This is a genomic window from Actinomadura sp. SCN-SB, assembly GCF_043906805.1.
Classification (GTDB): domain Bacteria; phylum Actinomycetota; class Actinomycetes; order Streptosporangiales; family Streptosporangiaceae; genus Spirillospora.
In genome coordinates, this window is record NZ_JBIMPP010000007.1 from 40,194 (window position 1) to 66,090 (window position 25,897).

The 25,897-nt window shown below is 70.2% G+C and carries 20 protein-coding genes; 7 read left to right on the top strand and 13 right to left on the bottom strand.

Translation table 11 applies throughout. The annotated features are described in order from the left end of the window. Positions 1-242: 242 nt before the first annotated feature. On the top strand, positions 243-1,733 hold the full coding sequence (locus ACGWYJ_RS06520; protein ID WP_395104658.1) for an HNH endonuclease: 1,491 nt from the start codon (positions 243-245) through the stop codon (positions 1,731-1,733). A 51-nt stretch (positions 1,734-1,784) separates the two neighbouring features. Here the strand turns inward: ACGWYJ_RS06520 and ACGWYJ_RS06525 are convergent, their stop codons facing one another. Both ACGWYJ_RS06525 and ACGWYJ_RS06530 read right to left on the bottom strand, forming a co-directional pair. Then, on the bottom strand, positions 1,785-2,450 hold the full coding sequence (locus tag ACGWYJ_RS06525; protein WP_395104659.1) for a siderophore-interacting protein: 666 nt from the start codon (positions 2,448-2,450) through the stop codon (positions 1,785-1,787). Positions 2,451-2,532: 82 nt separating this feature from the next. Further along, on the bottom strand, positions 2,533-3,162 hold the full coding sequence (locus tag ACGWYJ_RS06530; protein WP_395104660.1) for an alpha-ketoglutarate-dependent dioxygenase AlkB: 630 nt from the start codon (positions 3,160-3,162) through the stop codon (positions 2,533-2,535). 136 nt (positions 3,163-3,298) lie between these two features. Between ACGWYJ_RS06530 and ACGWYJ_RS06535 the strand changes: the two genes are divergently transcribed. Together ACGWYJ_RS06535 and ACGWYJ_RS06540 are read left to right on the top strand one after the other, a co-directional pair. After that, a complete protein-coding gene (locus tag ACGWYJ_RS06535) occupies positions 3,299-4,462 on the top strand; it encodes a C2 family cysteine protease (RefSeq protein ID WP_395104661.1) in 1,164 nt (387 codons plus the stop codon). After that, positions 4,459-4,911: a hypothetical protein gene (locus ACGWYJ_RS06540; RefSeq protein ID WP_395104662.1), complete on the top strand. Its 453-nt coding sequence runs from the start codon at positions 4,459-4,461 to the stop codon at positions 4,909-4,911. Before ACGWYJ_RS06535 ends, ACGWYJ_RS06540 begins: the two co-directional genes overlap by 4 nt. Before the next feature lie 17 nt (positions 4,912-4,928). Here the strand turns inward: ACGWYJ_RS06540 and ACGWYJ_RS06545 are convergent, their stop codons facing one another. From ACGWYJ_RS06545 to ACGWYJ_RS06575, 7 genes are all read right to left on the bottom strand, one after another. After that, complete coding sequence (locus ACGWYJ_RS06545; protein WP_395104663.1) at positions 4,929-5,819, bottom strand: helix-turn-helix transcriptional regulator; 891 nt, start codon at positions 5,817-5,819, stop codon at positions 4,929-4,931. 168 nt (positions 5,820-5,987) lie between these two features. After that, a complete protein-coding gene (locus ACGWYJ_RS06550; RefSeq protein WP_395104664.1) occupies positions 5,988-6,974 on the bottom strand; it encodes a hypothetical protein in 987 nt (328 codons plus the stop codon). Next, complete coding sequence (locus ACGWYJ_RS06555; RefSeq protein WP_395104665.1) at positions 6,971-8,086, bottom strand: hypothetical protein; 1,116 nt, start codon at positions 8,084-8,086, stop codon at positions 6,971-6,973. The genes ACGWYJ_RS06550 and ACGWYJ_RS06555 overlap by 4 nt, the downstream gene beginning before the upstream one ends. Continuing rightward, positions 8,083-8,550: a DUF4188 domain-containing protein gene (locus ACGWYJ_RS06560; protein WP_395104666.1), complete on the bottom strand. Its 468-nt coding sequence runs from the start codon at positions 8,548-8,550 to the stop codon at positions 8,083-8,085. Before ACGWYJ_RS06560 ends, ACGWYJ_RS06555 begins: the two co-directional genes overlap by 4 nt. Beyond that, positions 8,550-10,202, bottom strand: coding sequence for a phenylacetate--CoA ligase family protein (locus ACGWYJ_RS06565; RefSeq protein WP_395104667.1), 1,653 nt, complete (start codon positions 10,200-10,202; stop codon positions 8,550-8,552). The genes ACGWYJ_RS06560 and ACGWYJ_RS06565 overlap by 1 nt, the downstream gene beginning before the upstream one ends. Positions 10,203-10,341: 139 nt before the next feature. Further along, a complete protein-coding gene (locus tag ACGWYJ_RS06570; RefSeq protein WP_395104668.1) occupies positions 10,342-11,025 on the bottom strand; it encodes an MBL fold metallo-hydrolase in 684 nt (227 codons plus the stop codon). Next, entirely contained in the window at positions 11,025-12,110 is a 1,086-nt protein-coding gene (locus ACGWYJ_RS06575; RefSeq protein ID WP_395104669.1) for an S-(hydroxymethyl)mycothiol dehydrogenase, read from the bottom strand. Before ACGWYJ_RS06575 ends, ACGWYJ_RS06570 begins: the two co-directional genes overlap by 1 nt. Before the next feature lie 221 nt (positions 12,111-12,331). On the opposite strand from ACGWYJ_RS06575, the gene ACGWYJ_RS06580 reads away from it, so the two are divergent. The 3 genes from ACGWYJ_RS06580 (at position 12,332) to ACGWYJ_RS06590 (ending at position 17,475) form a co-directional block, all read left to right on the top strand. Beyond that, positions 12,332-13,525, top strand: a complete 1,194-nt coding sequence (locus tag ACGWYJ_RS06580) for an amidohydrolase family protein (protein WP_395104670.1) — start codon at positions 12,332-12,334, stop codon at positions 13,523-13,525. A gap of 127 nt (positions 13,526-13,652) precedes the next feature. After that, complete coding sequence (locus tag ACGWYJ_RS06585; protein ID WP_395104671.1) at positions 13,653-16,166, top strand: substrate-binding domain-containing protein; 2,514 nt, start codon at positions 13,653-13,655, stop codon at positions 16,164-16,166. 34 nt (positions 16,167-16,200) lie between these two features. Next, on the top strand, positions 16,201-17,475 hold the full coding sequence (locus tag ACGWYJ_RS06590) for an ABC transporter substrate-binding protein (protein ID WP_395104672.1): 1,275 nt from the start codon (positions 16,201-16,203) through the stop codon (positions 17,473-17,475). Between the two features lie 13 nt (positions 17,476-17,488). On the opposite strand, the gene ACGWYJ_RS06595 is transcribed toward ACGWYJ_RS06590, so the two are convergent. From ACGWYJ_RS06595 to ACGWYJ_RS06605, 3 genes are all read right to left on the bottom strand, one after another. Continuing rightward, the gene (locus tag ACGWYJ_RS06595; protein WP_395104673.1) at positions 17,489-20,341 is read right to left on the bottom strand and encodes an FAD-binding and (Fe-S)-binding domain-containing protein; all 2,853 of its coding nucleotides are present in this window, start codon (positions 20,339-20,341) and stop codon (positions 17,489-17,491) included. Positions 20,342-20,622: 281 nt separating this feature from the next. Further along, entirely contained in the window at positions 20,623-20,841 is a 219-nt protein-coding gene (locus ACGWYJ_RS06600; protein WP_395104674.1) for a DUF397 domain-containing protein, read from the bottom strand. Between the two features lie 301 nt (positions 20,842-21,142). Continuing rightward, positions 21,143-22,015: a helix-turn-helix domain-containing protein gene (locus tag ACGWYJ_RS06605; protein WP_395104675.1), complete on the bottom strand. Its 873-nt coding sequence runs from the start codon at positions 22,013-22,015 to the stop codon at positions 21,143-21,145. 877 nt (positions 22,016-22,892) lie between these two features. Here ACGWYJ_RS06605 and ACGWYJ_RS06610 point away from each other — a divergent pair. Beyond that, entirely contained in the window at positions 22,893-24,548 is a 1,656-nt protein-coding gene (locus ACGWYJ_RS06610) for a cyclic nucleotide-binding domain-containing protein (RefSeq protein WP_395104676.1), read from the top strand. A 38-nt stretch (positions 24,549-24,586) separates the two neighbouring features. On the opposite strand, the gene ACGWYJ_RS06615 is transcribed toward ACGWYJ_RS06610, so the two are convergent. Continuing rightward, entirely contained in the window at positions 24,587-25,897 is a 1,311-nt protein-coding gene (locus ACGWYJ_RS06615; RefSeq protein WP_395104677.1) for a sensor histidine kinase, read from the bottom strand.

The window sequence follows — 25,897 nt, forward strand, 5'->3', positions numbered from 1 at the left end:
GCACCCGTCCCTCCAGGTAGACCGACGTCCGTTCCAAGGGCCAGGTGCCACAGCGCGCCGGCACCAGTCCAGCATGGTGGCTTCAGCTGATAGTGGTGCGGCTCTGCGCCAGTGTCTCTGAGCCTCACGGCGGACATCGACACCCGCGGTACTGTCGCGCCTCACCGCGCTGGAACGCGCGGCTCGCCGCCCGACATTAGCAACAAGGCACCGAATATCACCCTTGAGTGCAAAATATCCCTATGGCGTCCAAGATCCTGAAAGTCGGTCAGGTTGTCCGCTACCCCGACCCGCCTGTACTCGAACCCGAGGAGCTCAACGGGTACCGGAACTTCTTCAATCTGACAGCGGTCCCAGGTGCTCGGCGGCTCACCATGAACCGTGGCATCAGCCATCCAGCATGGACGTCAGCCCCTGACGGTGAGCGCCGTGCCGCCATACTGATCCGCAGCAACCCCCTGCAAGCTGGCACAGCGAAGACGCCATGGCATGACGTCCTCGACCTCGAGAAGGGCCGCTTGCAGTACTACGGCGACCACCGAAGTGACAGCCCTGGCGAGCCCGCGAGGACCCGGGGCAACGCCGAACTGCTGGCGGCCGCGAAAGCGCATGGGGCTTCGGACGCACACGTCCGCGCCACGGCGACGCCACTCCTGATTTTCAAGTCCGTCGAGCGAAACAACTCACCAAAAGGATATTTGGAATTTTGCGGACTGGGTGTTGTGGCCCGCTTCGAAGAGGTCAGGCAGAGAGATCCGCAGACGAACGCGGAATTTCCCAACTTCCTTTTCCATATTCAACTTCTCGACCTGTCATCCGATGGCGGCCAGCTGGATTGGCAATGGATTGACGCACGACGGGATCCCACGCTCACCAGCGAGCAGGCCAACCGCTTCGCGCCAACAGCCTGGCGGACGTGGCTGAATATTGGTCGTTACACCGACCCCGCACCCAAGGAAGCCTCACCTACCGATAATCCACAACGCCAGCAAACCAGCGCCATCAGACCGCCCGACTGGGTCTGGGATGAACTCGTACTCGTATGCGCGGCGGTCTACAAGAATGACTGGCGCGAGATAAAGCAGTACGACGCGCGAGCGATCGAGCTTTCGGAGCTCCTGCAAATCATGCCCATCCATCCGCCGGAAATGCGTGGCGCAAACTTCCGCAGCGCGAACAGCGTCCAGCGAAAGACCGCCGACATCGCTACCGCACATCCGAGCTACCCAAAGAAGCAGACCAAGGGCGGCAAGCTGACCAGGGACGTGGTCAACGCCTTCATCAGGGATCCTGCGCGCATGCTGGCCGCGGCCGAAGGCATCGCCGCCGCCCTCGCGTCCACAGACCCGAGCCTCAAGCATCGTATCGCGACTCCAGATCCAGACGAGATGGAGGAAACCGCGATGGAAGGACGTCTACTTGAACGCATACATCGCTTTCGAGAACGTAACCCGAGCCTAAGGCAACGAAAGATCGCAATGGTTGTACGCAATGGTGGGGCTCTCAGATGCGAGGTGTGCGGGTTCGATTTCTCCGAGCGCTTCGGCAAACATGGAGAGGGCTACATCGAAGTACATCACACCACGCCTCTACACGAGACCGGCATTACCGAGACAAGGCTCGATGACTTGGCACTCCTCTGCGCCAATTGTCATCGGATGAGCCATCGGCGTCTTGAGGGAACCGGCACGTGGCCCTCACCTGAGGAACTGAGAAAGCTGCTGGAGGAGTAGGTGGACGGCGGATCCGGCTAGCAGTCCTGTTGTAAGACCTATTACGGACGCCTACTCCAGGCCCTTTTTGGTGGGGGTCCAGAAGGGTTTGGTCAGGATGTTGCGGCGGGGCCAGGAGCGGTCGGTCAGCAGGTGGCGTTTGAGGGATTGGATGGTTTGGGCTTCGCCGGCCAGGTAGGCGATGCCTGGCTCGGCGGGGAGGTCCAGGGACTGGACGGCGTTGAGGAGGGTCTTGGAGGAGGCCGCCGGTCTGCCTTCGCGGTATTGCCAGGTGACGCCTTCTATGGGGAGGCGGTCTTCTGGGGTGTCCACTTCCAGGATCGCGTGGACGGCGGCTCCGTTCAGGAAGCGGAGCATGGGGGCGAAGGCTACGGCGGCGGTTTCTTCGCCTGCGAAGAGGTGGTACGGGGCTTCGCGTGGGGTGAGTTTGCCTTCGGGCTTGGTGAAGACGACGTGCTGACCTGGGGTGGCGTTGCGGGCCCAGCGGGAGCCGGGGCCTTCGCCGTGGTCGAGGACGCACAGTTGCAGGCCGTCGTCATCCCCGTCCCAGATCGAGTAGGTGCGGCGGGTCAGAAGGCCGTCGACGCTCAGGCGGATGTGCTGGCCCGGTGCCCACTGCTGGGGTGGGCAGGAGATGCGGATACGGCGCATGCGCTTGGTGAGCTGGTCCGTGGACTCGATGGTGCCCGTGACGAAGAGCAGGTCACGCAGGCGCATGGGCGACCTCCAAGACGAGATATGTCGCGTTGGCCCAAACACGATACATCGCGTCTTTGGTGCGAGGAAGGCCCGTGCGGGGTTAGCGGACGTTGAGGGGGCGGTACTGGATGCTGATTCTGGGGCCGGTGGCCTTGGTGGATTTGGGGATGCTGTGTTCCCAGGTTCGCTGGCAGCTGCCGCCCATGACGATGAGGTCGCCGTGGCCCAGGTCGTAGCGGAGGGTGGGGCCGCCGGAACGGGGGCGTAGGAGGAGGGGACGGGGTGCGCCGACCGAGATGATGGCGACCATCGTGTCCTCCTTGGCGCCGCGGCCGAGGGTGTCGCCGTGCCAGGCGACGCTGTCGCGGCCGTCGCGGTAGAGGCAGAGGCCGACGGTGCGGAAGGGCTCGCCCAGCTCGGCGGAGTAGTGGGCGTTGAGGGCTTGTTTGGCCTGGTCCAAGAGGGGGTCGGGGAGAGTCGCCTCCTCGTCGTAGAAGGCCAGGAGGCGGGGGACGTCCACGACCCGGTCGTACATGCGGCGGCTTTCGGCACGCCAGGGGACGACGTCCAGGAGGCGCTCGAAGAGGGCGTCGGCGCCGGCGATCCAGTTGGGGCGGAGGTCGATCCAGGCTCCGTCGGTGAGCTGGGTGCGCTGGACGGAGTGGCCGAGTTCACGCGGGCCCGCCTCGTCCCAGGAGTCGAGCAGCGACCCTTGAAGAGCACTGGTCATGGCCTCATGCTACCCCGCGAGTCAAACATGTGTTCGAGCGCCCGGATCGAGTCCTGATTGAGGCCGGATGCCTGCCTTGCCGTCATCGGCGGCTGTTTGAGTGGTGCCTATCGCTCGTTGCAGGAGGCGTGGGGGCGTGAACGCGCGTACCGCTGTGATCATCGCCGGAGTCCTGGGGGCGCTGGCGTTGTCCGGGTGCGGCGTGCGCGCATCCGTGAGCACCGCGCCGGTCAGCGAGGTGGAGTGGGGTCGCAGGGCCGCCGATCCTACGCAGGCGCCGCCGCCTCCCAGCGGGGAGGAGAAGGCGGTCGGGGTGGTGGCCGCCGGGGAGGTCCGCGACGCGCTTGAGGGTGACTGCGCCTGGTACGAGATCCTGTGCGACCGGCGGCGCAGTGTGCGGGAGATCGTCGGACGGCTCTCACCCGGCGAGATCAACGCGTTGTTCGGCGAGTTCGGCCGTGATGAGGTGCGGCGGCTGCTGCGGCGCGATGGGGTGGTGGACGTTCTCAAGGTGCGCGCCGATGTGTCGCTGCTGCACCACCTCGAACGGTTGGCGCCCCGGTCCATCGAGCCGGATTTCACGAACGTGCCGAGCTACACGAAGAAGCCGTCCGATCCGGCCACCGCGTGGGGTGCCGTCCGCGGTGGACGGTTGTTCGGAGCGGACGGAGAACCGTCCCTCCAGCACGTCAGGCAGGGTGGCATCGCGGATTGCTGGTGGCTCGCCGGTATGGGCGCACTGGCCAACTCGCAGGAGGGACGGACCGTCCTGAAGGAGATGGTCAGGCCCAACCCGAATGGGACGTACACGGTCGCGTTCCCGGACGGGGAGAAGGTCACCGTGACGCCGTACTTCCCGATCGACGAGGAGGGAAGGCTGGCGTTCGCCTCCCCGGAGGGACGGGCGCCGGCGATCTGGCCGCTGGTGCTGGAGAAGGCGCTCGCGGAGAGGTGGGGCGGCTACGGGCGCCTGGCCCAGGGTGACGGCGGGGACGCCATGGAACTGCTGACGGGGCGCACCGGGAGGTCGAAGCCGCCGCGCCTGGTCGGCGAAGAGGAGCTGGCGGCGGCCGTGCGGCAGGGTGCCGTCACGGTGCTCACCCCCGACGACGGACGAGGCGAGGCGATCTTCGAGGGCCGGACCGCGCGCCTGCGCACCGACCACGTCTATGTGGTCGAACGGATCGACGGGCGTGGCCGGTTGAGGCTCTACAACCCGTGGGGTCGGGACCACGCGACCGTCACCTTCGAGGAGTTCCGCCGTCATGTCGAGGACGTCGATATGAGCCCCGTCCGATGAGGGAGAATCGAGCGATGGTCCGCCTTGCGCCGATGCTGCTCGTCGGGGTGTTCGCCCTGGTGGGCGCCGGTGGCTGCGGGGGGATGGACCAGAGCGGGGTGCCGGGGCGGGAGTCCCCCCAGGGCGTTCCGACGGCGCGGGTGAGCCCGTTCGCCACCGGCCGGGAGACACGGAGCATCCAGGTCGGAACCACCGGATGGGTCGCCGGGCTGCGCCTCGGCGTCGGTGGCGCCAAGGGCGGCGTCGGGACGGTCGTCGTGCTGCAAGGCGAAGGCGTCCCACCGGAGGGCGCTCTTTGGACGGTACGGGGGCAGGCCGGCCACAGCCAGCGGCTGGGGAACGGCTACACCCTCGCGATCGACGCGGTCGAGGACGCGCGGAGCACCGGGCAGGAAGGGGCCGGGTCCGGCGGCGGGTCGGTGACGGTCACGGTGACACCGCCCGCATGACGCCACGGCGACGGCGTTCAGGCTCCGGACAGGACGCTCTCGATGATCCGCGGGGTCCGTTCGGGCGGGGCCGCCCTGGTGACGAGCGTGTTGAACACGTGCCAGTACTGCTCGATGTCGCCCTGCCCGCTCGGGTAGGACGGGCCGCGCGGAGGGTCGAGGTACACCAGGTCGGGCAGGCTCGCCTGCGGGAAGCGCACCAGCGTCAGCGGGCCGTCCGCATCGTGCCGCAGGGCGCTCGGGAGGATCTGGACGGTGACGTTCGGCCGCCAGCACATCTCGATGAGGTGCCGGAGCTGCCCGCGCATGGTGACCGCGTCGCCCACCCGGTTCCGCAGCACCGCCTCGTCCAGCACGGCCCACAGGTTCAACGGACGCGGACGGCGGCGGAGCAGGCGTCGCCGGCGCGAGAGAAGGTCGAGCCGCGCCTCCACCGCTTCAGGGGCCTCGTCGCGCAGGACCGCTCGCGCGTAAGCGTCCGTGCGCAGCAGTTCCGGTACGTACCGGTCCTCGAACCGCCGCACCAGCCTGGCCGCCGTCTCGGCGCTGAGGTAGCCGCCCATCCCCGGCGGGACGGCGTCGCGGCGCGGGTGCCACCAGGGCCGGGCGTTGGTCTGTTCGGCCAGGGCGGCGAGGGTGGAGCGCTCCGCTTCGTCGCCGATGCCGTACGCGGCGAGGAGCCCGGCCAGGTCGCGTTGCCGCACTCCCGTGCGGCCGTGCTCGATGCGTGTGAGCTTCGATATCGAGACGTGGGCGGCCCCGGCCGCGTCCGCTCGGGTCATGCCGCGGGCCTCGCGCAGGTCGCGCAGGCGCCTGCCCAGCAGCAGCCGCGGGACCAGAGGATCGCCTTGGACGCGCGTGGAACCCCTGCCACCGGGCGCACTCTTCGTTGTCGTATCGGAGACCACAACGGCTCCTTGGAGGAACGACGATCAGTGCACCGTGGATTTCCACTATAGCGGCAGGTTTTGGCGCCACTATGTGCGTGACGGTGATGAACTCAGCGCCGAACGCGGCCGAACGGAGCCGTTCCCTTTGTTCGCGATGGTGGCGCTGAGGCGCCCGGACCCGGACGGTCAGATGTAGCTGCGCAGCCGGGCCGACGACGGCGGAGACGCCAGGGGACGGCCCACCCGGACCACGCCGACCAGCCGGGACGGGTCGTCGACGTCGAGGAGCCGGGCGAGCCGCTGCTTGGTGACCTCGGCGTCGACGATCTGGCTGAACGGGTGCGTCGCGTAGCCGAACGTGGAGAGCGTGAGCCACTGCCGCATCAGCACCCGTCCCAGCGCGACCTGCTCGCTCTCGCTGCATCCGGGACGCGCCACCAGGACGAGCACCTCGCCGTCGTAGTCCACGGCGCTGAGGGACGCCTTCGACAGCAGCCTGGCGACCCCGGCGCGGCGCAGCAGCGGGTAGGCGCGCGGCGACAGGGCGAACCGCAGGCCCCGTGCCTGCCAGCGGGACAGCCCGAGCGCGCGGTCGGTGAGGCCGTCCTGGCGGTACCGGGGGTCCTCCGGGTCGAGCCGGAGCCATGCGCGCAGTTCGCGGGCGGCGGGCGGGGTGGAGAACAGGTGGTGGTCGGCCTCGTGCAGCAGCCCGATCAGCTCGCGGGCGCGCATCCGCCGGAGCTCCGCCTTCTCCTCCGCGGCCAGGTCCTCAAGCCGCGCGGCCAGATGCCCGTCCAGCCGTCCCGGCTGGTAGGCGCCGCGGGCGGTGCGGCGGTCGCGGACGTCCTGCGTGGTGAACGGCGTGGTGTACGGGCCGTCCGCGGCGACCAGGTGACCGACGCGGTGGGCGGTCTCGTCGTAATCCGGGCGGAAGGCGACGTCCAGCCCGGCGTCCGCGCAGACGATCAGGCAGGTCTCGGCGAAGGCGCCCAGCGCGAGCCGCAGGTCCCGCCCGGTCGGGTCGCCCGCCGGGAGCGTACGGGACGGATCCCAGCCGATCTCCACGTCGTGTTCGCGGTAGCGCAGCTCCCAGGGCTGGGTGTTGTGGGCGCTCGGCGCTCGCCAGAAGTCCGGTTCGAGCGCGCGCAGGGCATCCAGGGCGTCTGGGTTCACCGCAGCTCTTTCTCGTAGAAGGTGTATCCGTGCAGGGGGCGGCCGCCCATGGCCACGTATTGTGCCGCCGACGCCGCGTTGGCGTGCTCGACATACGTACTCCGGAGGAAGTCGTAACCTCCTGATCGCAGATTGCGGAGCAGTTCCCGGGACAACAGCCGCATATAGCCCTGCCCTTGGGCCTCGGGAACCGTGCCCTTGATGATGAGCACGGCGTCCCGGCGGTAACGCTTCCGGGTGAGGAGAAGCAGGATCTGCCGGAAAAGAGTCAGGTCACCACCGGCCTTCATGACGTACTCGGAAATGTCCGGTACGCAGAGGACGAACGCGACCGGCTCCCCCTTTCTCGTGAGATGAAGCAGCAGCGACTCGTCGATGAGATGGGCGAGGCCGTCGGTCTGCCGGTCGAGTTGGGGTGCGGAGATCTCGGTGTAGTAGCCGAGCTGGGCGAAGCTCGCGTTCAGCATTCCGCGCAGGATCGGAAGCTGCTCACGGAGGCGCCTGCGGTCGCCGCGATGCACCACCAGGTCCTCGGCCTCGGCCCGCGCCTCGTCGAACGGGAAGACCTCCTCGGGATCGCCGGTCGTGGGGCAGATCCAGGTGTCGGACTCGAACCGCCGCGCGAAGCCGTACGCCTCGTACGCTCGCGGGTAGTAGGGGTGGTTCCAGGCGCTGTCGATGAACCCCCGTTCCTCGAATCCGCTGGTGATGACCCCTCCGGACTGGTTGGGCAGCAACGCCACCGGGCCGAACGCCGCCGCCTTGCCGGACGACCGCCCGGCCGAGCAGATGCCGTCGAAGAGCGCCGCGGACGCGGCGGGATCGTCCACGAATTCGGTGAGGCCGAAGAGCTGGAGCGGTCTGCCCTGCTTGGTGTCGAAATCGGGGTCGGTGTGCAGGGTCGTGCGCCCGGCCACGCGCCCCTCGGCGTCCCGGAGAAGGTAGAGCCGCACGCCGGGGACTTGGCCGCGGTGCCAGTCCCGGATCTGCTGGACGAGTGCCGGCACGTGATGCCGCTCGCCATGCCCTTTCCGGTACACCCATCGCGGGAAGGCGATGAATTCCCGGAGGTCCCGGCGGCTTTCCACCGGCGTGAACGAGTACCGCATCATGTGCGCGCCTTCCGGAGCGGGCGTCGGCGGACGACCGGTGGCCCGTGTTCCTCGGAGCTCAGAGGCGTGAACTCGGAGATGGGCGCCATCTCATCGCCCTCGGCCCGCCAGATGCCGTTGCTGTACCCATACGGGTTCGCGTCATAAAGACGGATGAACCCGCCTTTCGCGTTCCTTCTGCCGTCCGTGAGCCACAGCATCAGCTTGCGGTGGTGGCGGCTGCGGGCGAACCGGAGAAGGGCGTCCCGGTCGGTGAAGAAGGCCACCGCGCCCAGCGTCAACGGGAACTGCCAGTACACCTTGTGCCAGAGGTAGCCCTTCATGCGCTTCATGTCGCGCACCATGCGCAGGTAGTTCACGCTGAGCCTGACCAGCGCGAGGGGGCCGCTGTAGCGCGTCGCGCCCACGAACATCGCGGTGGCCTGCCCCTGCGGGGGCGCCTTGCTGAAATCGGTCGTCCGCATCAGGCGGCCCGCCCCTTCACCAGGTAGGTGTTCTTGATCCGGCTGCCGCCCGCGAGCGCGGCGAACGGGCCCTCGCCCGCGGCGTACACGCGTACGCGCAGGTCGCCGGCGGACGGGTCCTCCTTGAGCGCGGCGGCGAAGTCGCGCGACACCGAGGCGAGGTGGTCGAGCACGCCGCGCCGGCAGGTGTCCGCCAGCAGCCGCACGGCCGCTTCGTCGAGACGGGCGCCGTCCCGCAGCTCGATGTTGACGACCGGCCGGGCCTCCAGGTCGGGCTGTTCCTCCAGCGACATGCAGAACCGCGCGATGTGGGCGGCGTAGGGGTTGCCCTCGTACAGGCCGTACTCGACGTCCTGCGGGTAGAGGTTGGCGCCCATGTACGAGACCGTGCTGTCGGCCCGCCCGAACAGGAACAGCAGCGGGAGCGACATCCGCTCGCCCGCCATGGCCCGGCGGCACTCCGCCCAGCGCTCCGGGTCCCGCCGGACGAGCTCCTTGACCTTCGCGTACGAGTGCAGCAGCGCCTCGTCGCCCACGTTGTAGCGCAGCTTGGGTTGCAGGCAGGTCTTGCTGTTGATGGTGCACAGCAGCTCGCCGCGCTCGTTGACCTCCAGGTAGGTCTCCAGGGGGTTGTAGTGGAAGATCATCGGCAGCCGTTGCTCGTCCTCGCCGAGCAGCTCGCGCCGCAGCTCGGCGTCGGTGGCCAGCCGCCGTCGCAGCCACACGGTGAAGCCGGTCTCCGCGCCCATCCCGATCGTGAGGTCGCTCGCCCCGTACGCCGACCTGACCTCCTCGAACCGCCGTTCCAGGTACGCGCGCAGCGCCTCGGTCATGGCCTCGCCGCCGGCCATTCCCCGGATCCGGTACCGCTCCCAGGGGAAGCCGATCGCGTCCAGGCGGTCCTGGAGGTGCTTGAGGAACGGCGGGTACGCGGTGATCACGTAGTCGTGGCCCGGCCCGAAGTGCCGCAGCGTGTCGACGATCTTCTCCAGGTCGGGGCCGGTGTTCTTCACCATCGCGATCCGCGCCATCGCGGTGCCGGTGGTGGTGCCGGTCGCCCACGCGCCCATCGAGTAGCCGTTGATCACGAAGAGCCGGTCGCCGGGGAAGACGAGCCGGATGTAGCCGGCCGCGTTCCGGTAGATGCCCTTGAGCTCGCGCGGGCCGCGCACCCAGTTGTACGGCCGGCCGGTCGAGCCGGACGACTCGTCCACCACGACCCCGGCCCGGTGCAGCCTGCCCTCCTGGCACCGGCTGGCCTCGTCGTACACGCCGACGTAACCGCGCTTGGTCATCTCCGGGAAGTCGGCCAGGCGCCGTGGCCGCGTCCCGCCCAGCCGGCGCCGCAGGAAGTCGCGGTACGCGGGCACGTCCACGGCGGCGAACTCGCAGGCCACGCGGGCATGCCCGGCCGCGAGCCGGTCGAACGCCGGGTGGTAGCAGCGCGCCACGAACCGCCACACCGCGGGGTGGAGCGACGCGCCGCGGTAGACGCCGGTCAGCAGCCACGAGTACGCCTGAAGCCGCGCGCGCCGCCACCGCTCGCGCAGCGTGAGAGGCCCCAGGCGCGGCGCCGTCCGCTGCCATGGCTCAGGCGCCGACGCGCCCGGCTCCGCTCCTGGCTCTGTTCTCCGCTCAGTGATCGCGACCATCAGTGCTCCCTGCCGCCCGCCCGGCACACGCTCGGGCGGTGCCCGTCTCGTCACCATTAGTGGTGATTGAACCGAGACGGGCGGGCAGGGGGCATCCGCCGTCCTACTCAGACGCGACCGGCGGAGTACTCAGACGGGCTCAGTGACCGCGGTCGATCCATTCCTGGAGGTGCGGCGCCTCGGCGCCGATCGTGGTGGACGGCCCGTGCCCGGTGTGCACGACCGTCTCGGGCGGCAGCGTCAGCAGCCTGTCCCGGATCGAGGCGATGATCAGGTTGAAGTCGGAGAACGAGCGCCCCGTCGCCCCGGGGCCGCCCTGGAACAGGGTGTCCCCGCTGAACAGCACCGCCTGGTCGCGCATGCCGCCACGCGAAGCGTTCGGGGGGTCTGGGGGACCGCCCTCAGGAGCGACATAGAAGCAGCACGCCCCCGGCGCGTGACCGGGCGTGTGGATCACCTCGATCCGGGTGCCCGCGACCTCGATGACCTGGCCGTCCGCCAGTTCCTCGCTGGGCCGCCGCTCGGCGTGGGTGAGCCGCCACAGCGGCAGGTCGGCCGGATGCAGGTAGATCTTCGCGCCGGTGGCGTCGGCCAGGTCGGGCGCCACCCTGACATGGTCGTCGTGGCCGTGCGTGGCCAGGATCGCCACCAGGCGGCGGTCGCCCACCACCCGGCGGATCGCGGCGACGTCGTGCGGGGCGTCGAACACCACGCACTCGGCGTCGTCGCCCAGCACCCACACGTTGTTGTCGACGTCGAACGTCTGGCCGTCCAGGGAGAACGTGCCGGAGGTGACGGTGTGGTCGATCCGAGCCGGAGCCACTAGAAGATCACCACCGAACGCAGCACGTCGCCGTGGTGCATCTTGGTGAACGCGGACTCGACCTCGTCCAGCGCGATCCGCTCGGACACGAAGGCGTCCAGGTCGAGCCGGCCCTGCCGATACAGGTCGATCAGCATCGGGAAGTCCCGGGACGGCAGGCAGTCCCCGTACCAGGACGACTTGAGCGCCCCGCCGCGGCCGAACACGTCCAGCAGCGGCAGCTCCAGCGTCATCTCCGGGGTCGGGACGCCGACCAGCACCACGGTCCCGGCCAGGTCGCGGGCGTAGAACGCCTGCTTGTAGGTCTCCGGGCGGCCCACCGCCTCGATCACGACGTCCGCGCCGTTGCCGCCGGTCAGCTCCTGGATCGCGGCGACCGGGTCGGTGCCCGAGGAGTTGATCGTGTGGGTGGCGCCGAAGCCCTTGGCCCACTCCAGCTTGCGGTCGTCCACGTCCACCGCGATGATCTTCGCCGCGCCGGCCAGCCGGGCACCGGCGATCGCCGCGTCGCCGACCCCGCCGCAGCCGATCACCGCGACGCTGTCGCCCCTGGTCACCCCGCCGGTGTTGATCGCGGCGCCCAGTCCCGCCATCACCCCGCAGCCCAGCAGCCCGGCCGCCGCGGGGCTGGCCTCCGGGTCCACCTTGGTGCACTGCCCGGCCGCGACCAGCGTCTTCTCCACGAACGCGCCGATGCCCAGCGCGGGCGACAGTTCCGTGCCGTCCGCGAGGGTCATCTTCTGCGTCGCGTTGTGGGTGTCGAAGCAGTACCACGGGCGCCCGCGCAGGCAGGCCCGGCACTGCCCGCACACCGCCCGCCAGTTGAGGATCACGAAGTCGCCGGGCGCCACGTCGGTGACGCCGTCCCCCACGGCCTCGACCACTCCGGCGGCCTCATGCCCCAGCAGGAACGGGAAGTCGTCGCTGATGCCGCCCTGACGATAGTGGAGGTCGGTGTGGCACACGCCGCACGCCTGCACCTTCACCAGCGCCTCGCCGGGCCCCGGGTCGGGGACCAGCACGGTCTCCACCGACACCGGCTCGTTCTCGGCCCTGGCCACCACTCCGCGCACTTCGTGAGTCATGGACGCCTCTCCTCGTCGTCGGTCGTCGCCGGGGACCACCATAGAGAGCGTCGTACCACGCCCGCTCATCAACCTCCACCCTGCGGAAAGCCCCTGGTCACCGGTGCAGCCTCGGGCACCCTGTCGCAGGTCTGCGCCATGATGTCGGCGTGACGGCGCGGCGATCGCGGTTCCGCCGCGCCGTTCCCGCGCACGGACCCGTTCGGCCGAGGAGGCACCGTATGAGCGAGCTGACCATCACCGACGCCCTGATCTTCGACGGCTGGTCGGCCGAGCTCACCGAGGCGTCGCTGTACGTCCGCGACGGTGTCGTCACCGAGATCGGCGACCGGGTGACCAGGGCGGAACGGGTGATCGAGGCGCGCGGCCGGACGGTGCTGCCCGGACTGATCGACGCGCACTTCCACGCGTACGGGATCTCGCTGCACGCCTTCGAGTTCGACGCCGCGCCGCTGAGCTACGTCGCGCTGCGGGGCGCCCGGCGGCTGGGCAGGGCGCTGCGCCGCGGCTTCACGACCGTGCGGGACGTGGCGGGCGGCGACCCCGGGCTCGCCAAGGCCGTCACGACCGGGCTGATCGCCTCGCCCCGCTACCTCTACACCGGGCCCGCGCTCAGCCAGACCGGGGGGCACGGCGACGGCCGCCCCGCCGACCTGGACGTCTGCCTGCACGGCCGGCACATGAACGAGGTCGTGGACGGGGTGGACGCGCTGCGCGTCGCGGTCCGGGACCGGTTCCGCCGCGGCGCCCACGCCATCAAGATCATGTCCTCGGGCGGGGTGGTGTCGCCGACCGATCCGATCCGGTCACCGCAGTACTCGCCCGAGGAGATCCAGGCCGTGACCGGCGAGGCCGCTCGCCGCGACAGCTATGTGGCCGCGCACGCCTACTCACCCGAGGCGATCAGGCACTCGCTGGTCAACGGCGTCCGTTCCATCGAGCACGGCAACCTGCTCGACGAGGCCACCGCCCGGCTGATGGCCCAGCACAACGCCTACCTCGTCCCGACCCTGGTCACCTACGACGCGATGAGCCGCCGCGCCGACGAGGTGGGCCTGCCGCCGGTGGGACGCGTCAAGAACGAGGAGGTGCTGCACGCCGGCAAGCGCGCCGTCGAGCTGGCCCACAAGGCGGGCGTCCCCGTCGGCTTCGGCACCGACCTGATGGGCGACCTGGAGGACGAGCAACTGGCGGGGCTGCGCCTCCAGGCCGAGGCATCCGGGACGCTGGCCTGCCTGCGCTCGGCGACCTCGGTGAACGCCAGCCTTCTCAACCGCGCCGACCTGGGCCGCGTCGAGATCGGCGCCGCCGCCGACCTGCTGATCCTTCCCCGCAACCCGCTGGAGAGCCCGGACGTGCTCTGGGACGAGTCGGCGCCCCGCCTGGTCGTCCGGTCCGGCGTCCCCCTCGACTGACGCCACCGCGACTCGCCCGTGCGCACTACGATGCAGAAGGCGATGGCCGCGGTGCCGCCGACCCGCCGCGGCGAACCCCGCTCGCCCTCCATGGGGTCGTCCCCTGCGCCCACCCAAGCCGAGACCCATGCCCCCCAGCACGGAACCGCAACACCGCTCGATCTTCTGGGTGGACATCGCCCATTCGAGCGACCCGCGCCGCTCCGACATCGACCGGCAGGACGTCCGCGCGGCCATGTACGGGTCGGTGCGCCGGGCGTTCCGCCGTGCCCGGTTGCCGTTCCATAATTTCAACAACCGCTTCCACCGCCACCAGGAGGACCGCGGGGACGGCGCGTTCTGGCTGCTGTGGCCGTCCCTCCCGAAGAGCCGCCTGGTGGACGCCCTTCCCCACCTGGCGAGCGCGCTCGACGCCTACAACAAGAACGCGACCGAGGGCACCACCATCAAGCTGCGCGTCGCGCTGCACGCGGGCGAGGTGCACTTCGACACGCACGGCGTCAGCGGCAACGCCATGGACTACACCGCCCGGCTCCTGGACGCGCCCGAGTTCAAGGCCCTCTTCGACGAGTCGGACTCCAGCCTCGGCGTCATCACCTCGGAATGGTTCCACCGCAGCGTCATCCGGCAGGATCCGCGCTACGAGCCGGAGAGGTACCGCCGGCTGGCCGTGTCGGTGCGGGACGCCGGGGAGGGCGAGGCGCTCGTCCGGTTCTTCACGCACGCCGAGGCGACGGCCGTCAGGCGGGCCGTCCCGTCCCTGCCGTGGTGGCCCGCCACGCCGCCGCGGCCGGTGCGGGCCGCGGCGGCGCTGGCGGCGGTGGCCGTCCCGCTGGCCGTGGCCCCGGGCGAGAACACGCCCGCGACCTGCGACAACCCACCCGTCCAGATCCGGGTGCGAGTGTCCGCGGAGAAGGAGGCGCTGATCCGCGATCTCGCCCTGCGGTTCGAGGACGACACCCGCGACGCGGACGGCTGCCGCATGGCCGACGTGAACGTGGTCGCCGGCTCGTACCCGGGCGGCGCGCGGGAGGCGCTGCGGCAGGGCTGGCTGACCCGCGACCCGCGCGAGATGCTGGACGAGGCGGACGTCTGGCTGCCCGACTCGTCGCTGGAGGTCGAGCAGGTCCGCGAGGCGCTGCGGGAGAACCGGATCGGCACCGTGCGGCTGGAGGCCGAACGGTCGATCACCACGTCCCGGCTGGTGCTGGCGGTGCCCGCGCGGATGGCCCGCGAGCTGTCGCTCAGCGGCTCCACCACCACCTGGAAGGACGCGCTCACCTGGCCGGGCAGGGGGTACGCGTTCGGCCGCGCGGCGCCGCGCTCGTCCAGCACCGGGCTCGCGGCGACCGTGGCGCTCTACCAGGCCGCGCTCGGCCAGAAGGTGCTGAACGAGGCCGCGCTGACGCGGGGGGACGCGGCCGGGCGGCTGCACGCGGTGGAGCAGTCGATCGCCCGTGAGGAGGACGAGCCGGGCAAACTCCTGTGCGCGATGCGTGGATCGTCCCAAAGCGACGCCCAAGGCACCATCCCGCCGCCGGCCGGAGCTCCACAGACCGGGGCGCCGGAGACGGGCGCGCCGCAGACCGGCGTGCCGCAGATCGGCACCGCCCCGCGGCAGGACGCGCGAACGGCGGGCGATCTGCGGCGCACCGCGTTATTCGTGTCGGAGAAGTCGCTCATCGACTACCACTTCGGCGCGCCGCTGGGCGGCGGCGAGGCCGGAGGCGCTTGCGGTGACCCGTCCCGGCAGCCCGAGCTGCTCCCGTTCTACGCCGAGGACGGCATGCCCGAACTCGACCACCCCTTCGTCGTGATCACGCGGACCCCGCCGCCGGCCCCGTCCCGCCGCCGGATCATCGACGCCTTCCAGGCGTACCTGCTGCGTCCCGAGGCGCGCGAGCGCTTCAAGGAGCAGGGCTACCGGGACGACACGGGCAACACGACCACCCGCTGGGACGCCATCCCGTCCGTGGTCGGCGCCGTGAACCTGGCCGGCCGGTACCATGACGGGCCGCTGCTGGACGCCTGGAACAAGGCCCGCAAGTCGGCGCAGGTGCTGTTCGCCGTCGACGTCTCCGAGCGGATGGCCGCGCCGTTCCCGTACATCAAGGGCACCCGCGTGGCGGCCGCCGCCGACGCGATCGGGCTGGCGCGCCGGCTCATGGGCGCCCGCGACCAGATCGGACTCTGGCGGTTCGCGGAGGACGTGGACCGGCGTTCCCTCGTCCCGGTCGGCCCTCCCGACTCCGGGCGCATCGCCGACCTGACCAGGCGGCTGGAGGGCCTGCGCCCGTCCGAGGGCGAGCCCGACCTGTACGCGGCCATCCGCGCCGCCGTACGGGAGATGCGTTCCCGCGGCGGCACGGCCCCGGACGAGACCACCCGTGCCGTCATCGTCCTCGCCCACGGCGCCGACGCCGGCGGCGACGCCTCCGAGGCCGCGGCGCTCGCCGACGACCTGTCCACCGGCACCCCGGTCCGGCTGTACGTGATCGCGTTCCACCCCGAGAGCTGCGCGGCGGGGCTCGACCAGGTCACCCAGGCCGCCGGCGGCGCCTGCTACGAGATCGACGGCATGACCACGATGCGCCGCGCCCTGGACGGCATCGCCGCCGGCCTCTGGGGCACCCCGCCCTGATCCCCGACCCATCCCGGCACCACGAGGACCGCACATGCCCCGACCACCCTGGCTCGCCGCGCTGATCGCCGCGCTCGTGGCGGCGCCGGTCGCCGCGTGCTCGCTCGGCGCGGACGTCCCGATGGACGGCACCGGCCCGATCTACTTCGCCGACGGCCACGACACCAGCCGCGGCTCCCAGATCAGGCGCCTGGTCGAGGAGTGGAACCGCCGCCATCCCGGTGAACGGGTCGAGCACGTCGAGCTCGCCGAGTCCACCACCGACGTGCGCGCGCAGATGATGACGCACGCGCAGGACGCCGCCTCGGTGGACGCCTCCGCCGCCCTCGGCCCGGTCTGCTACGACGTCATCACGGTCGATGTGGTGTGGACGGCCGAGTTCGCGCGCTGGGGTCACATCCTGCCCCTGGACGAGGACGACGTCGACCACGACGCGTTCCTGCGCAAGCCGATCGACAGCGGCCGCTACGGCGGCAGGCTGTACGCCGTGCCGCTGCGCGCGGACGTGGGCCTCCTCTACTACCGCAAGGACGCCCTCGGCACCGCGCCCGTCCCCAGGACCTGGGAGCAGCTGAGAAACCAGGCCCGCACCATCGCGCCCGCCCACAATCTGCAGGGGTACGTCACGCAGCTCGACCGGTACGAAGGCTTCACCGTCAACGTCATGGAGTCGATCTGGGACACGGGCGGCACCATCCTGGGTGCGGACGGCGAGGTCACCGGATCCCGTGAGGGCATCGCCCGCGGCTTCGGACGGCTCGTCCAGGGCGTGCGGGAAGGCTGGATCCCCGCGAAGACCACCGACTTCAACGAGGAGGGCACCCGCAGCGAGTTCCAGGACGGCCGTGCCCTGTTCATGCGCAACTGGACGTACGCCTACGAACTGCTGAGCGCGGAGAACTCCTACGTCGCGGGCAAGTTCGACGTCGCCCGGCTGCCGACGCCCTCGGCCCTGGGCGGCTGGAATCTCGCCATCTCCAAGTGCTCGCAGCACCGCGCCACCGCACTGCGCTTCCTCCGCTACCTCTCCAGCGAGGAGAGCGAGCGCGTCCTCTTCAGCGGCGCCGGGTTCGCGCCCAGCCGCAAGGCCCTCTACGAAGACCCGGCCCTTCAGGCCGCGCACCCACACCTGCGCATCATCCGTGACGCCATCGAGGACTCCAGGAACCGCGGTCCGAGCCCCTACTACCACCGGGTCTCCGGCGTCTTCCAGTCCAACCTCCATGACGCCCTCATCCGCCCCACCGACCTGGGACCGCGGCTGGACGACCTCACGACGGAACTGCACCACGCCGCCGAAGGCCGCTGACCTCTTACGCGCTCTACAGGGCGCGGTGGAGGACTTCGGCGAGGTGGAGGGCGCGGGCACCCGTGCCTTGGGCGATCTGCGTCCGGCAGGAGAAGCCATCGGCAAGCACCAGGTCGTCGTCACCGGCGGCGCGCACCTTGGGATACAGCTCGCGCTCCGCGCACGCCTGGGAGACATCCCAGTGGCCGGGCTCGAAACCGAAATTGCCGGCCAGGCCGCAGCAGCCCGCCCCGATCACGTCCGGCGCGACCCCCAGGCGTTCCAGGACGGCGCGGTCAGGGTCGTAGGAACCCTTCGCCTCCTGGTGGCAATGGACTTGGGCGACGGCGTCGGCGTCCAGGCGCTTGAAGGGCCACTCGTCGCCTTCGCCGTCGTGGGAGATGACGAGTTCCGCGAGGGTCACGGTGCCGGCGCTGAGTCGCTTGGCGCGCGGGTCGTCCGGGAGCAGCTCGGTGGCCTCGTCGCGGAGCATGACCGTGCAGGACGGTTCGAGCCCGATGATGGGGAGCCCCGCGTTCAGGGCCGGTTCCAGGATGTCCAGGGTGCGCTTCAGGACGCGCTGGGTCACCTTGAGCTGACCTGTGGAGTGCCAGGTGAGGCCGCAGCAGACCCGTCCGGGCGGCATCAGGACCTCGTAGCCCAGGGCCTCAAGCACGTGGACTGCCGCTCTGCCTACGTGCGGCTGGTGGAAGTTGGTGAAGGTGTCCGGCCACAGCACCACCTTGCCCGTACGGCCGGACCGGCTGGGCCTCCGCTGACCCGGCCGCCCTCGGAACCAGTCTCGGAGCGGCTCCTCGGCGAACCGGATCATGTCCCTGCGCGGCTCCACTCCCGCCAGCTTCTTGGCCGCCGCCGCGACCGGACGTAGGCCGAGCGCCGCGTTCGCCGCACGCGCCAAGCCCGGTGCCCCGGTCACCATGCGCGACCACAGCGGCAGCCAGCCCATCGAGTAGTGCGCCAGGGGACGAAGGCGTCCCGCATAGTGCCGGTGCAGGAACTCCGCCTTGTAGGTGGCCATGTCCACGTTCACCGGGCAGTCGCTGGCACATGCCTTGCACGACAGGCACAGGTCCAGGGCGTCATGGACTTCCTTGGAACGCCACCCGTCCACCAGGCTTTCCCCGCGCAGCATCTCGGCCAGGACGCGGGCGCGGCCCCGCGTGGAGTGCACCTCGTCCCGGGTCACCTTGAACGAAGGGCACATCGCGCCTGTTTCGAGGTTGCGGCATGCGCCGACGCCCACGCAGCGGTGAACGGCGGCCGCGAATGAACCGCCGTCGCGGCTGAGGGCGTGCACGGGGGTGACCGACAGGGTGTCCCGTCCGGGTCCAGGCCGCAGGTCGGCGTCCATGGGAGCGGGGTCCACCATCACGCCCGGGTTGAACCTGCCTTCAGGGTCGAAGACGGCTTTGAACGTCCCGAAGGCTTTCATCAGTTCGGGCGAGTACATCTTGGGCAACAGCTCCGAGCGTGCCCGTCCGTCGCCATGCTCGCCCGAGATGGAACCGCCGTAGGTGAGGACCAGATCCGTGGCCGCCTCCATGAAGTCCCGGTAGCGGGCCACACCGCGTGGCTCGTCCAAGCCGAAGTCCACGCGGAGATGAAGGCACCCCTCGCCGAAGTGGCCGTAGGGGACACCGCGGAAACCCTGCTCTCGCATCAGCGCGTACAGGCCGCGCAGGTAGTCGGCCAGGCGATCGGCCGGTACCGCCGAGTCCTCCCAGCCCGGCCACGCCTCACCGCCATCGGGGAGGCGCGTGACGATTCCCGCACCCGCCTCACGGATCCACCACAACGCCCTCATGCGCGCGGGCTCGTCCACCACGACGGCCGTCGCGCCAGGGAAACGGCCCCGCACGGCCTCCACGAGCCCATGCGCCGCCTCCTGCGCGGACGCGACGGAATCGCCGCCGACCTCGCAGTACAGCCAGCCTCCCCCTTCAGGGAGATCCGCCCCCGCTTTGGAACGTCCAGGCTGAGCGCGCAACGCGGTAAGGAGATCGGACGCCATGCCCTCCACGGTGAGCGCTCCCGCCCTGGCGGCGAAGGGCGCGAGCTCGGCCGCTATGTAGACGTCCGGGAATCCCATGACGGCCAGCGCACGCGCCTTCGGCACCGGGACGAGCCGTACGGTCGCCTCGGTGAGAAGGCCGCACGTGCCCTCGCTTCCCACCAGCGCCTTCGCCACGTCGAAGCCGTTCTCGGGCAGAAGGTGGTGCAGCCCGTACCCGGCCACCTGCCGGCTGAACCGGCCCAGCTCTGTCCGGAACGGGCTCAGGTGCGCGTCCCGTAGCCGGGTCAGCTCCGCGTCTACCCGGGGATCGCCGCTGGTGCCGCGTCCTGCGGCCAGTTCGCGTCCGCCCGGCAGCAGCAGCCTGAGCGCCTGCACGTTGTCGGACGTGATACCCCACGCAACGCTGTGCGACCCGCACGCGTTGTTGCCGATCATCCCGCCGATCGTGCAGCGCGAATGGCTGGAGGGGTCGGGCCCGAACGTGAGCCCGTACCGTCCCGCCGCGGCACGCAGGTCGTCCAGGATCACGCCCGGCTGCACCACCGCCGTGCGGGACTCCGGGTCGATCGACAGAATCCGGTTGAACCGGCGCGAGGTGTCGACCACGATGCCGGGGCCGACCGAGTTGCCCGCGATGGACGTGCCGCCGCCACGGGCCGTGACCGGCAGCCCCTCGGCCGCCGCCAGCTCCACCACCCGCGCGAGATCCTCGGCGGACCGGACCTCGGCCACCGCCACCGGCACCTTCCGGTAGACCGACGCGTCCGACGAGTACGCCGTACGGGCGGTCAGATCGGTGCGGAACACCCCGGGCAACGCCGCCGACAGCCGTTCCCCGGCCCTGGATGACATCGCCCGGCCTGCTCCCACAACGGTCGCCCCTCCCCTGGTCGCGTTTCCGCGCCCCTCCACGGTCAGGACCAGGCTAGAGGCACCACCGCCCCGTCCCGCGAGCGCCCTCGCGGGCGGGCCATGCGGCCGATGTCCCCACAGCCATTCCCGGCGGTCAATCCAACGCACCGGAATGGACACACACTCCCCAATGATCACTCAAAGTGAAAATGCGACCACCACGTTGTTCCGCTCCATGGACCATCGGGGGTGTCATCGGACGGCGTTGGGCGTCACCGGACTCAACGGCGGTCCGCCACGCCGTCCACGATGCGCCTCAGGAACGCGCGCCACTCGACGGAATCGAGAACGATCATGCCACCGGACGGATCGTGCGAGTCCCGGACCAACACCGACCGATCCACCGCCGCCACCTCGACGCAATCCTGATCCTGACCCTCACCGCTCGCGCTGCTCTTGCGCCAGTTCAGCGCGACCCCCCGATTCGTCCGGTCCAGCATCCGGCACCCTCCATCCGTTGCCGGCGGGGCCTGTTTCACCGTCGATCGGGCCAGGACACCCGCCGGGCCGAGCCAAGCAGGGCATAACTAACCACGACCTTGTGGAAATTTTCCCGTTCATGAGTCTAAACGGTCCGGGTTATCCCGCCTACTCCGGAAGCACAAGATCAGCTCATGCGATATATGGCCTGCTCGCCTTGGGGATACCGGTCGAGGGGGTCACCTCCATTGGGATTCGGGTCGAGGAAGGGACGGGCGGCACGGGCCGGCACAGGTCCGGCACGGACCGGCCGCCGGCTCATCAGTTCATCAGCTCCTCGGCGACCTGGCGCATCAGCGCGATCGACTCCTCCTGGGGCAGCGCCTCCTCCAGCAGGGTCTCGAAATCGTCGCGGAAATCGGCGATCCGTTCGTCGTCCCCGGTCATCAGGGCGCTCGGCCCCATCATGCCCTCCATGTAGAGGACGTCGCCGAGCCCGCCGTCGAACTCCAGCAGGGTGAACGGCCCGTACACGCCCAGATGGGCGCCGGCGCTGAAGGGGATCACCCGCACGGTCAGCTCGTCCCGCTGTTCCGCCTGGTCGGCGATGGACGTCAGCTGCCTTGGCATGATGCCCGGATCGGTCTTGACGCCGACATGGCGGCGGATGACCGCCTCGTCGAGGATGTAGTACTGCCGCGGCGGGTTCTCGCGTTTGGCCATCTCCTCCTGCCGCTGGAGGCGCAGCCGCACCGCGCGGGCGCGCACCATCTCGCTCGCCCGGCCGGTGACGAAGTACTCCGCGTATTCGCGGGTCTGGAGCAGCCCGGGGACGATGGTGTTGTGGAAGTGCCGGATGTAGGAGGCGCCGGAGGCGTATCCGATGAAGGAGAGGAAGACATCGCTGACCTGCCCTTTGTAGGCGTCCCACCACGCCGTCGCGCGAGCGCCGCGCGCGAGGGCCTGGAGCCGCTCCTGGCGGCTCTCGGAGGTCACGCCGTAGACCATCAGCAGCGCCTGGAGGTCGGTGCGGGTGATGGCGTTCTTTCCCCCCTCCACCCGGATGAGCTTGGACGGCGACCACTCAAGGGCAGCGGCGACCTGCTCTTGGGTCATCCCCTTCTCTTTGCGGAGCCGGATGAGTTCGCTTCGCAGCAGGGCGCTTTCGACGACGGGCCCCTGATCACTAACCATCTTCGCTCACTCTATGTAGTCGGTGTCATCGACCGACCTGCCACCTGCAACTTGCCACCTGGCAGACGGACATCGGCCACAACAGGGGCTGCCAGACCGTCATCTGCGCAACTCGACCTTGCCATAACACGGAGGTGCAGGTTCCGGGGGCGCAAGTCGCGAATCCAGCGTGCAGGTTGCTGCATGTCGGCCTTCTATGTTGTAGCGTGCTAGATAGCAGATTAGCAGGGACCGGACCGGCACCGAGCGAAGAGCCAGCCGAAACAGGGAAAGATCTTGAAGCTCGGTCATGGCGGGGAGTGGCTCCCGGGCCCGCGCCCCGCGTCCGAAGCCGGCGGCGGTACCGGTCATGCGAATCAGGAGGCACGTCCAGACCACGAAGAACACCGGAATACCGGCATTTCACCACAAATAAATAGAGTCGCCCTCGCTCCCCTTCAATCCCCGGTAGCCAGCCAAGCGGATCGAAGGAAAGGGAGGGCGACCCCCACGGGCCCGTTAAGACCGTTGACCGGCCATCGGCCTCGCCCCCGGAACCACCAGGGAAAGCCCTGGATCACCGCCGGGACATAGGCCGCTGACCTGGATAAACGGCCCTATCGGACTCACCAAGTCTAACCGCGGCGTGCGGTGCAGGCTATAGGTGACCGCGACTTCCGATCGGCCCGCCGCCCCGACCGGGCGGCCCGAGGACCGGCGGCCACAGCGCCGGAGAAGTCGCGCTGGGATAAGGGGTTGCTGACATGTACCTCGACATGCGCACAAACCATAATCCAGCCCCGAACGGCGGTATAAACCCCGCAGACCCCGTTCGCACGATCGGTTCCATCCCCGGCCGCTCCACCTCCGGCCGCCGACCCGCGCGGAAGGGAGTCCTGTGATCATCGAACCGGCGCACCGCGATGGCCACGACCCGGACCGCCTGGGCCAGGCGACCGGCCGACCCGGCCGGCTCGACCTACCCGCACGACCCGAGCACCTCGAACGCTCCGGCCACTCCGAGCGATCCGAGCGATCCGGCCGTTCCGGGCGTCCTCCGGAAGGAGCCGAGGGCTCCGCCCGGCAGGCGCACGGGCCGTGGGAAGACGGACGCCCGCCCGCGATGCCCGGAGTGCCGGTCAAGCCCGCGCAGTCCGTCCCGATGGCTCCCGGCGGCCTTCCGAGCGGCGACTGGGGCCACCTGCCCGGCCACGGTGGGCGGCGGATCCCTCGGCGGTTCGGCAGGCGCGCGCACCCGTCCCAGCCGACCCGTGAGGCGCTGGGCGCGTACTGCCCTTCGATCCAGCACGCGCCGCACCCGTCAGCGCAATCTTCTATGCACGCGCCCACTCCGCCTTTGCACGCGCCGACCGGCGGGTTCTGGAACGCCCTCACCCCGGAGGAGAGGCAGGCCCTCACCTTGGGCGCCAGCGCCTCTCTCTACCCGATGGGGGCGGTGCTCTGGGAGGAGGGCGACGTCGCCGACCACCTGGTCGTGATCGTGTCCGGTTATGTGCGGGTGAGCGTGGTCCGGGACGGGCGGGAGCGCATCATCGCCTTCCGCGGCCCCGGCGACATCATCGGCGAGCGCGCCGCCCTGATGCTGCGGCAGCGCTCGGCCACCATCGTCGCGCTCGACACGGTCAGCACCCTGCGCCTGACCACGGCGCAGTTCGCGGCGTTCCTCTCGCGCCACCCCCGCGTGGTGGCCGTCATGGAGAGGGAACTCTACGAACGGATGACCCAGTCCGGCGACGTCGCCTTCCCGCCCGACGTGGTCGTCACCGCCTCCTACGTGCCCACCACCACTCCGGTCGAGCACGGCGGCGCCCACCGTCCGACAGGACGCGAGACGCCGGGCATGCCCACCGTGCCGACCATGCCCGCCGTACATCAGACGCTCGCGGCCAACTGGAAGCGGCCGGCGCCCATGGCGGACGCCCTCGTTCCGTCCCGTGCCTGGGCCGGGCAGAACTGCTCCATCGTGTTCGTCGACATCGCCGGGTTCAGCGGCCCGCACCGCAACGACGACGACCGGCTCGCCATCCGCGGGACGATGTACGAGCTGCTGCGCGACGCCTTCGAACATTCACAGGTCCCCTGGGACGCCTGCCACCGCGAAGACCGCGGCGACGGTGCCCTGATCGTCGTGCCGCCCGAGGTGCCGACCCGTGCCGTGGTCGACCCGCTGCTGGCCCGGCTCGCGGCCGGCCTGCGCGCCCACAACCGCCGGTCCAGCGCCGCCGTCCGCATCCAGCTACGGCTCGCCCTGCACGTCGGCCCCGTCACCCAGGACGACGAGGGCGTCTCCAGCTCGGCCGTCATCCACACCGCCCGGCTGCTGGACGCTCCCGTGTTCAAGGACTGGCTCGCCACGACCCAGTCCGACCTCGGCATCATCACCTCGACCTTCGTCTACGAGAACGTGATCGCCGACGCTCCCGGGTACGTCATCCCGGCCACGTACCAGAAGGTGACCTGCACCGTGAAGGAATCCCACCTGACCGGCTGGATGCACCTGTCCGCCGCGACCGCTCCTCCGGACGCCGCCTGAACGCGGCGTCCGGCCGGCCCCGCCCGCGCGTCCATGGATCAGGTGACGCGGGGGATGCGGAGGACGAAACGCGCGCCGCGGGGACTGTCCTCGATGGTCAGCGTGCCGTTGTGCACGTTGGCGATCTCACGGGCCATGGGCAGGCCGAGACCCGTGCCCTCCGGGTCGCGCTCCCGGCTCGCCTTGAGACGGGAGAAACGCTGGAACACCAGCTCGCGGTGCTCCGGAGGGATGCCCTGCCCGTCGTCGAGCACCTCCATGACCGCCGTGTCGCCCTCCGCGCGCACCGTGACGGTGATCTCCTCCTCGGCGTGCCGTTCGGCGTTATCCAGGAGGTTGGACAGCAGGCGTGACAGCCGCAGCCGGTCACCGCGCACCCGCACGTCCCCCTCCAGCCGCGGGACGATCCGCTTCATGCCCCCCTGGCGGTCCTCCAGGTCGGAGCCGACCAGTTCCGCAAGATCGATCACCTCGCCGGCCTTGTCCGGGGACTCCGCGTCCAGCCTGGCCAGTTCGAGCAGGTCGGTGACGATGGCCTGCAACCGCTCCAGGTTCTCCAGTACCGATCGGCCGACCTGCGGCCAGTCCGACTCCTCGGGGAACAGCAGCGCCTCCTCCAGACGCGTGCGCGCCGCCGTGATCGGATTGCGCAGGTCGTGCGACGCCTCGGAGGTGAAGCGCCGCTGCCGCTCCAAGGCCGCGTCCAGCCGGTCCAGGGTGGCGTTGGCCGTCTCGGCCAGCAACCGGATCTCGTCCCGGCACTCCGGCACGGGCACGCGGCGCCCCGACTCGGTCGCGGTGATCTCCGCGAGCTCCGCCCTGATGGCGTCCACCGGCGCCAGCGTCCGGTCGACCGTCCGCCACGTCCGCGCCCCCGCCAGCAGGCCGATCAGCACCGCCGTGGCGAGCAGGAACGTGCTGACCTCGTCGCTGACGAACCAGGGCACGCTCCGGTTCGCCACGTACACCAGCCAGTCGCCGCCGGGCTGGTAGACGCGGAAGACGCGCACCCGCATCCGGCCTTTGGGCCCGGGAAGGTCCTCGACCTCCCGAGCGATGGACATCGTCTCCTCTGAGGGCCGGAAGGTCGCCATCCGCGGCAACCCCGCCATGTTCGGGGTCGCGGCGATCACGGCTCCCCGCTCGTCCAGCACCTGCGCGGCCAGGTTCCCGCCGTCCGGCAGCCGCGGCGGAAGCCGGTTCCTCTTGATCAGATGGATGTAGCGGAACCCGGCACCGGTGGTCTGGATCTGGTGGTACTCGGCCACCTGATGCCGGATCGAGAACAGCAGCACCGCGAACATCCCCATGGCGACCAGTGCCGTCACGGCACCGGCCTTCATGGCCAT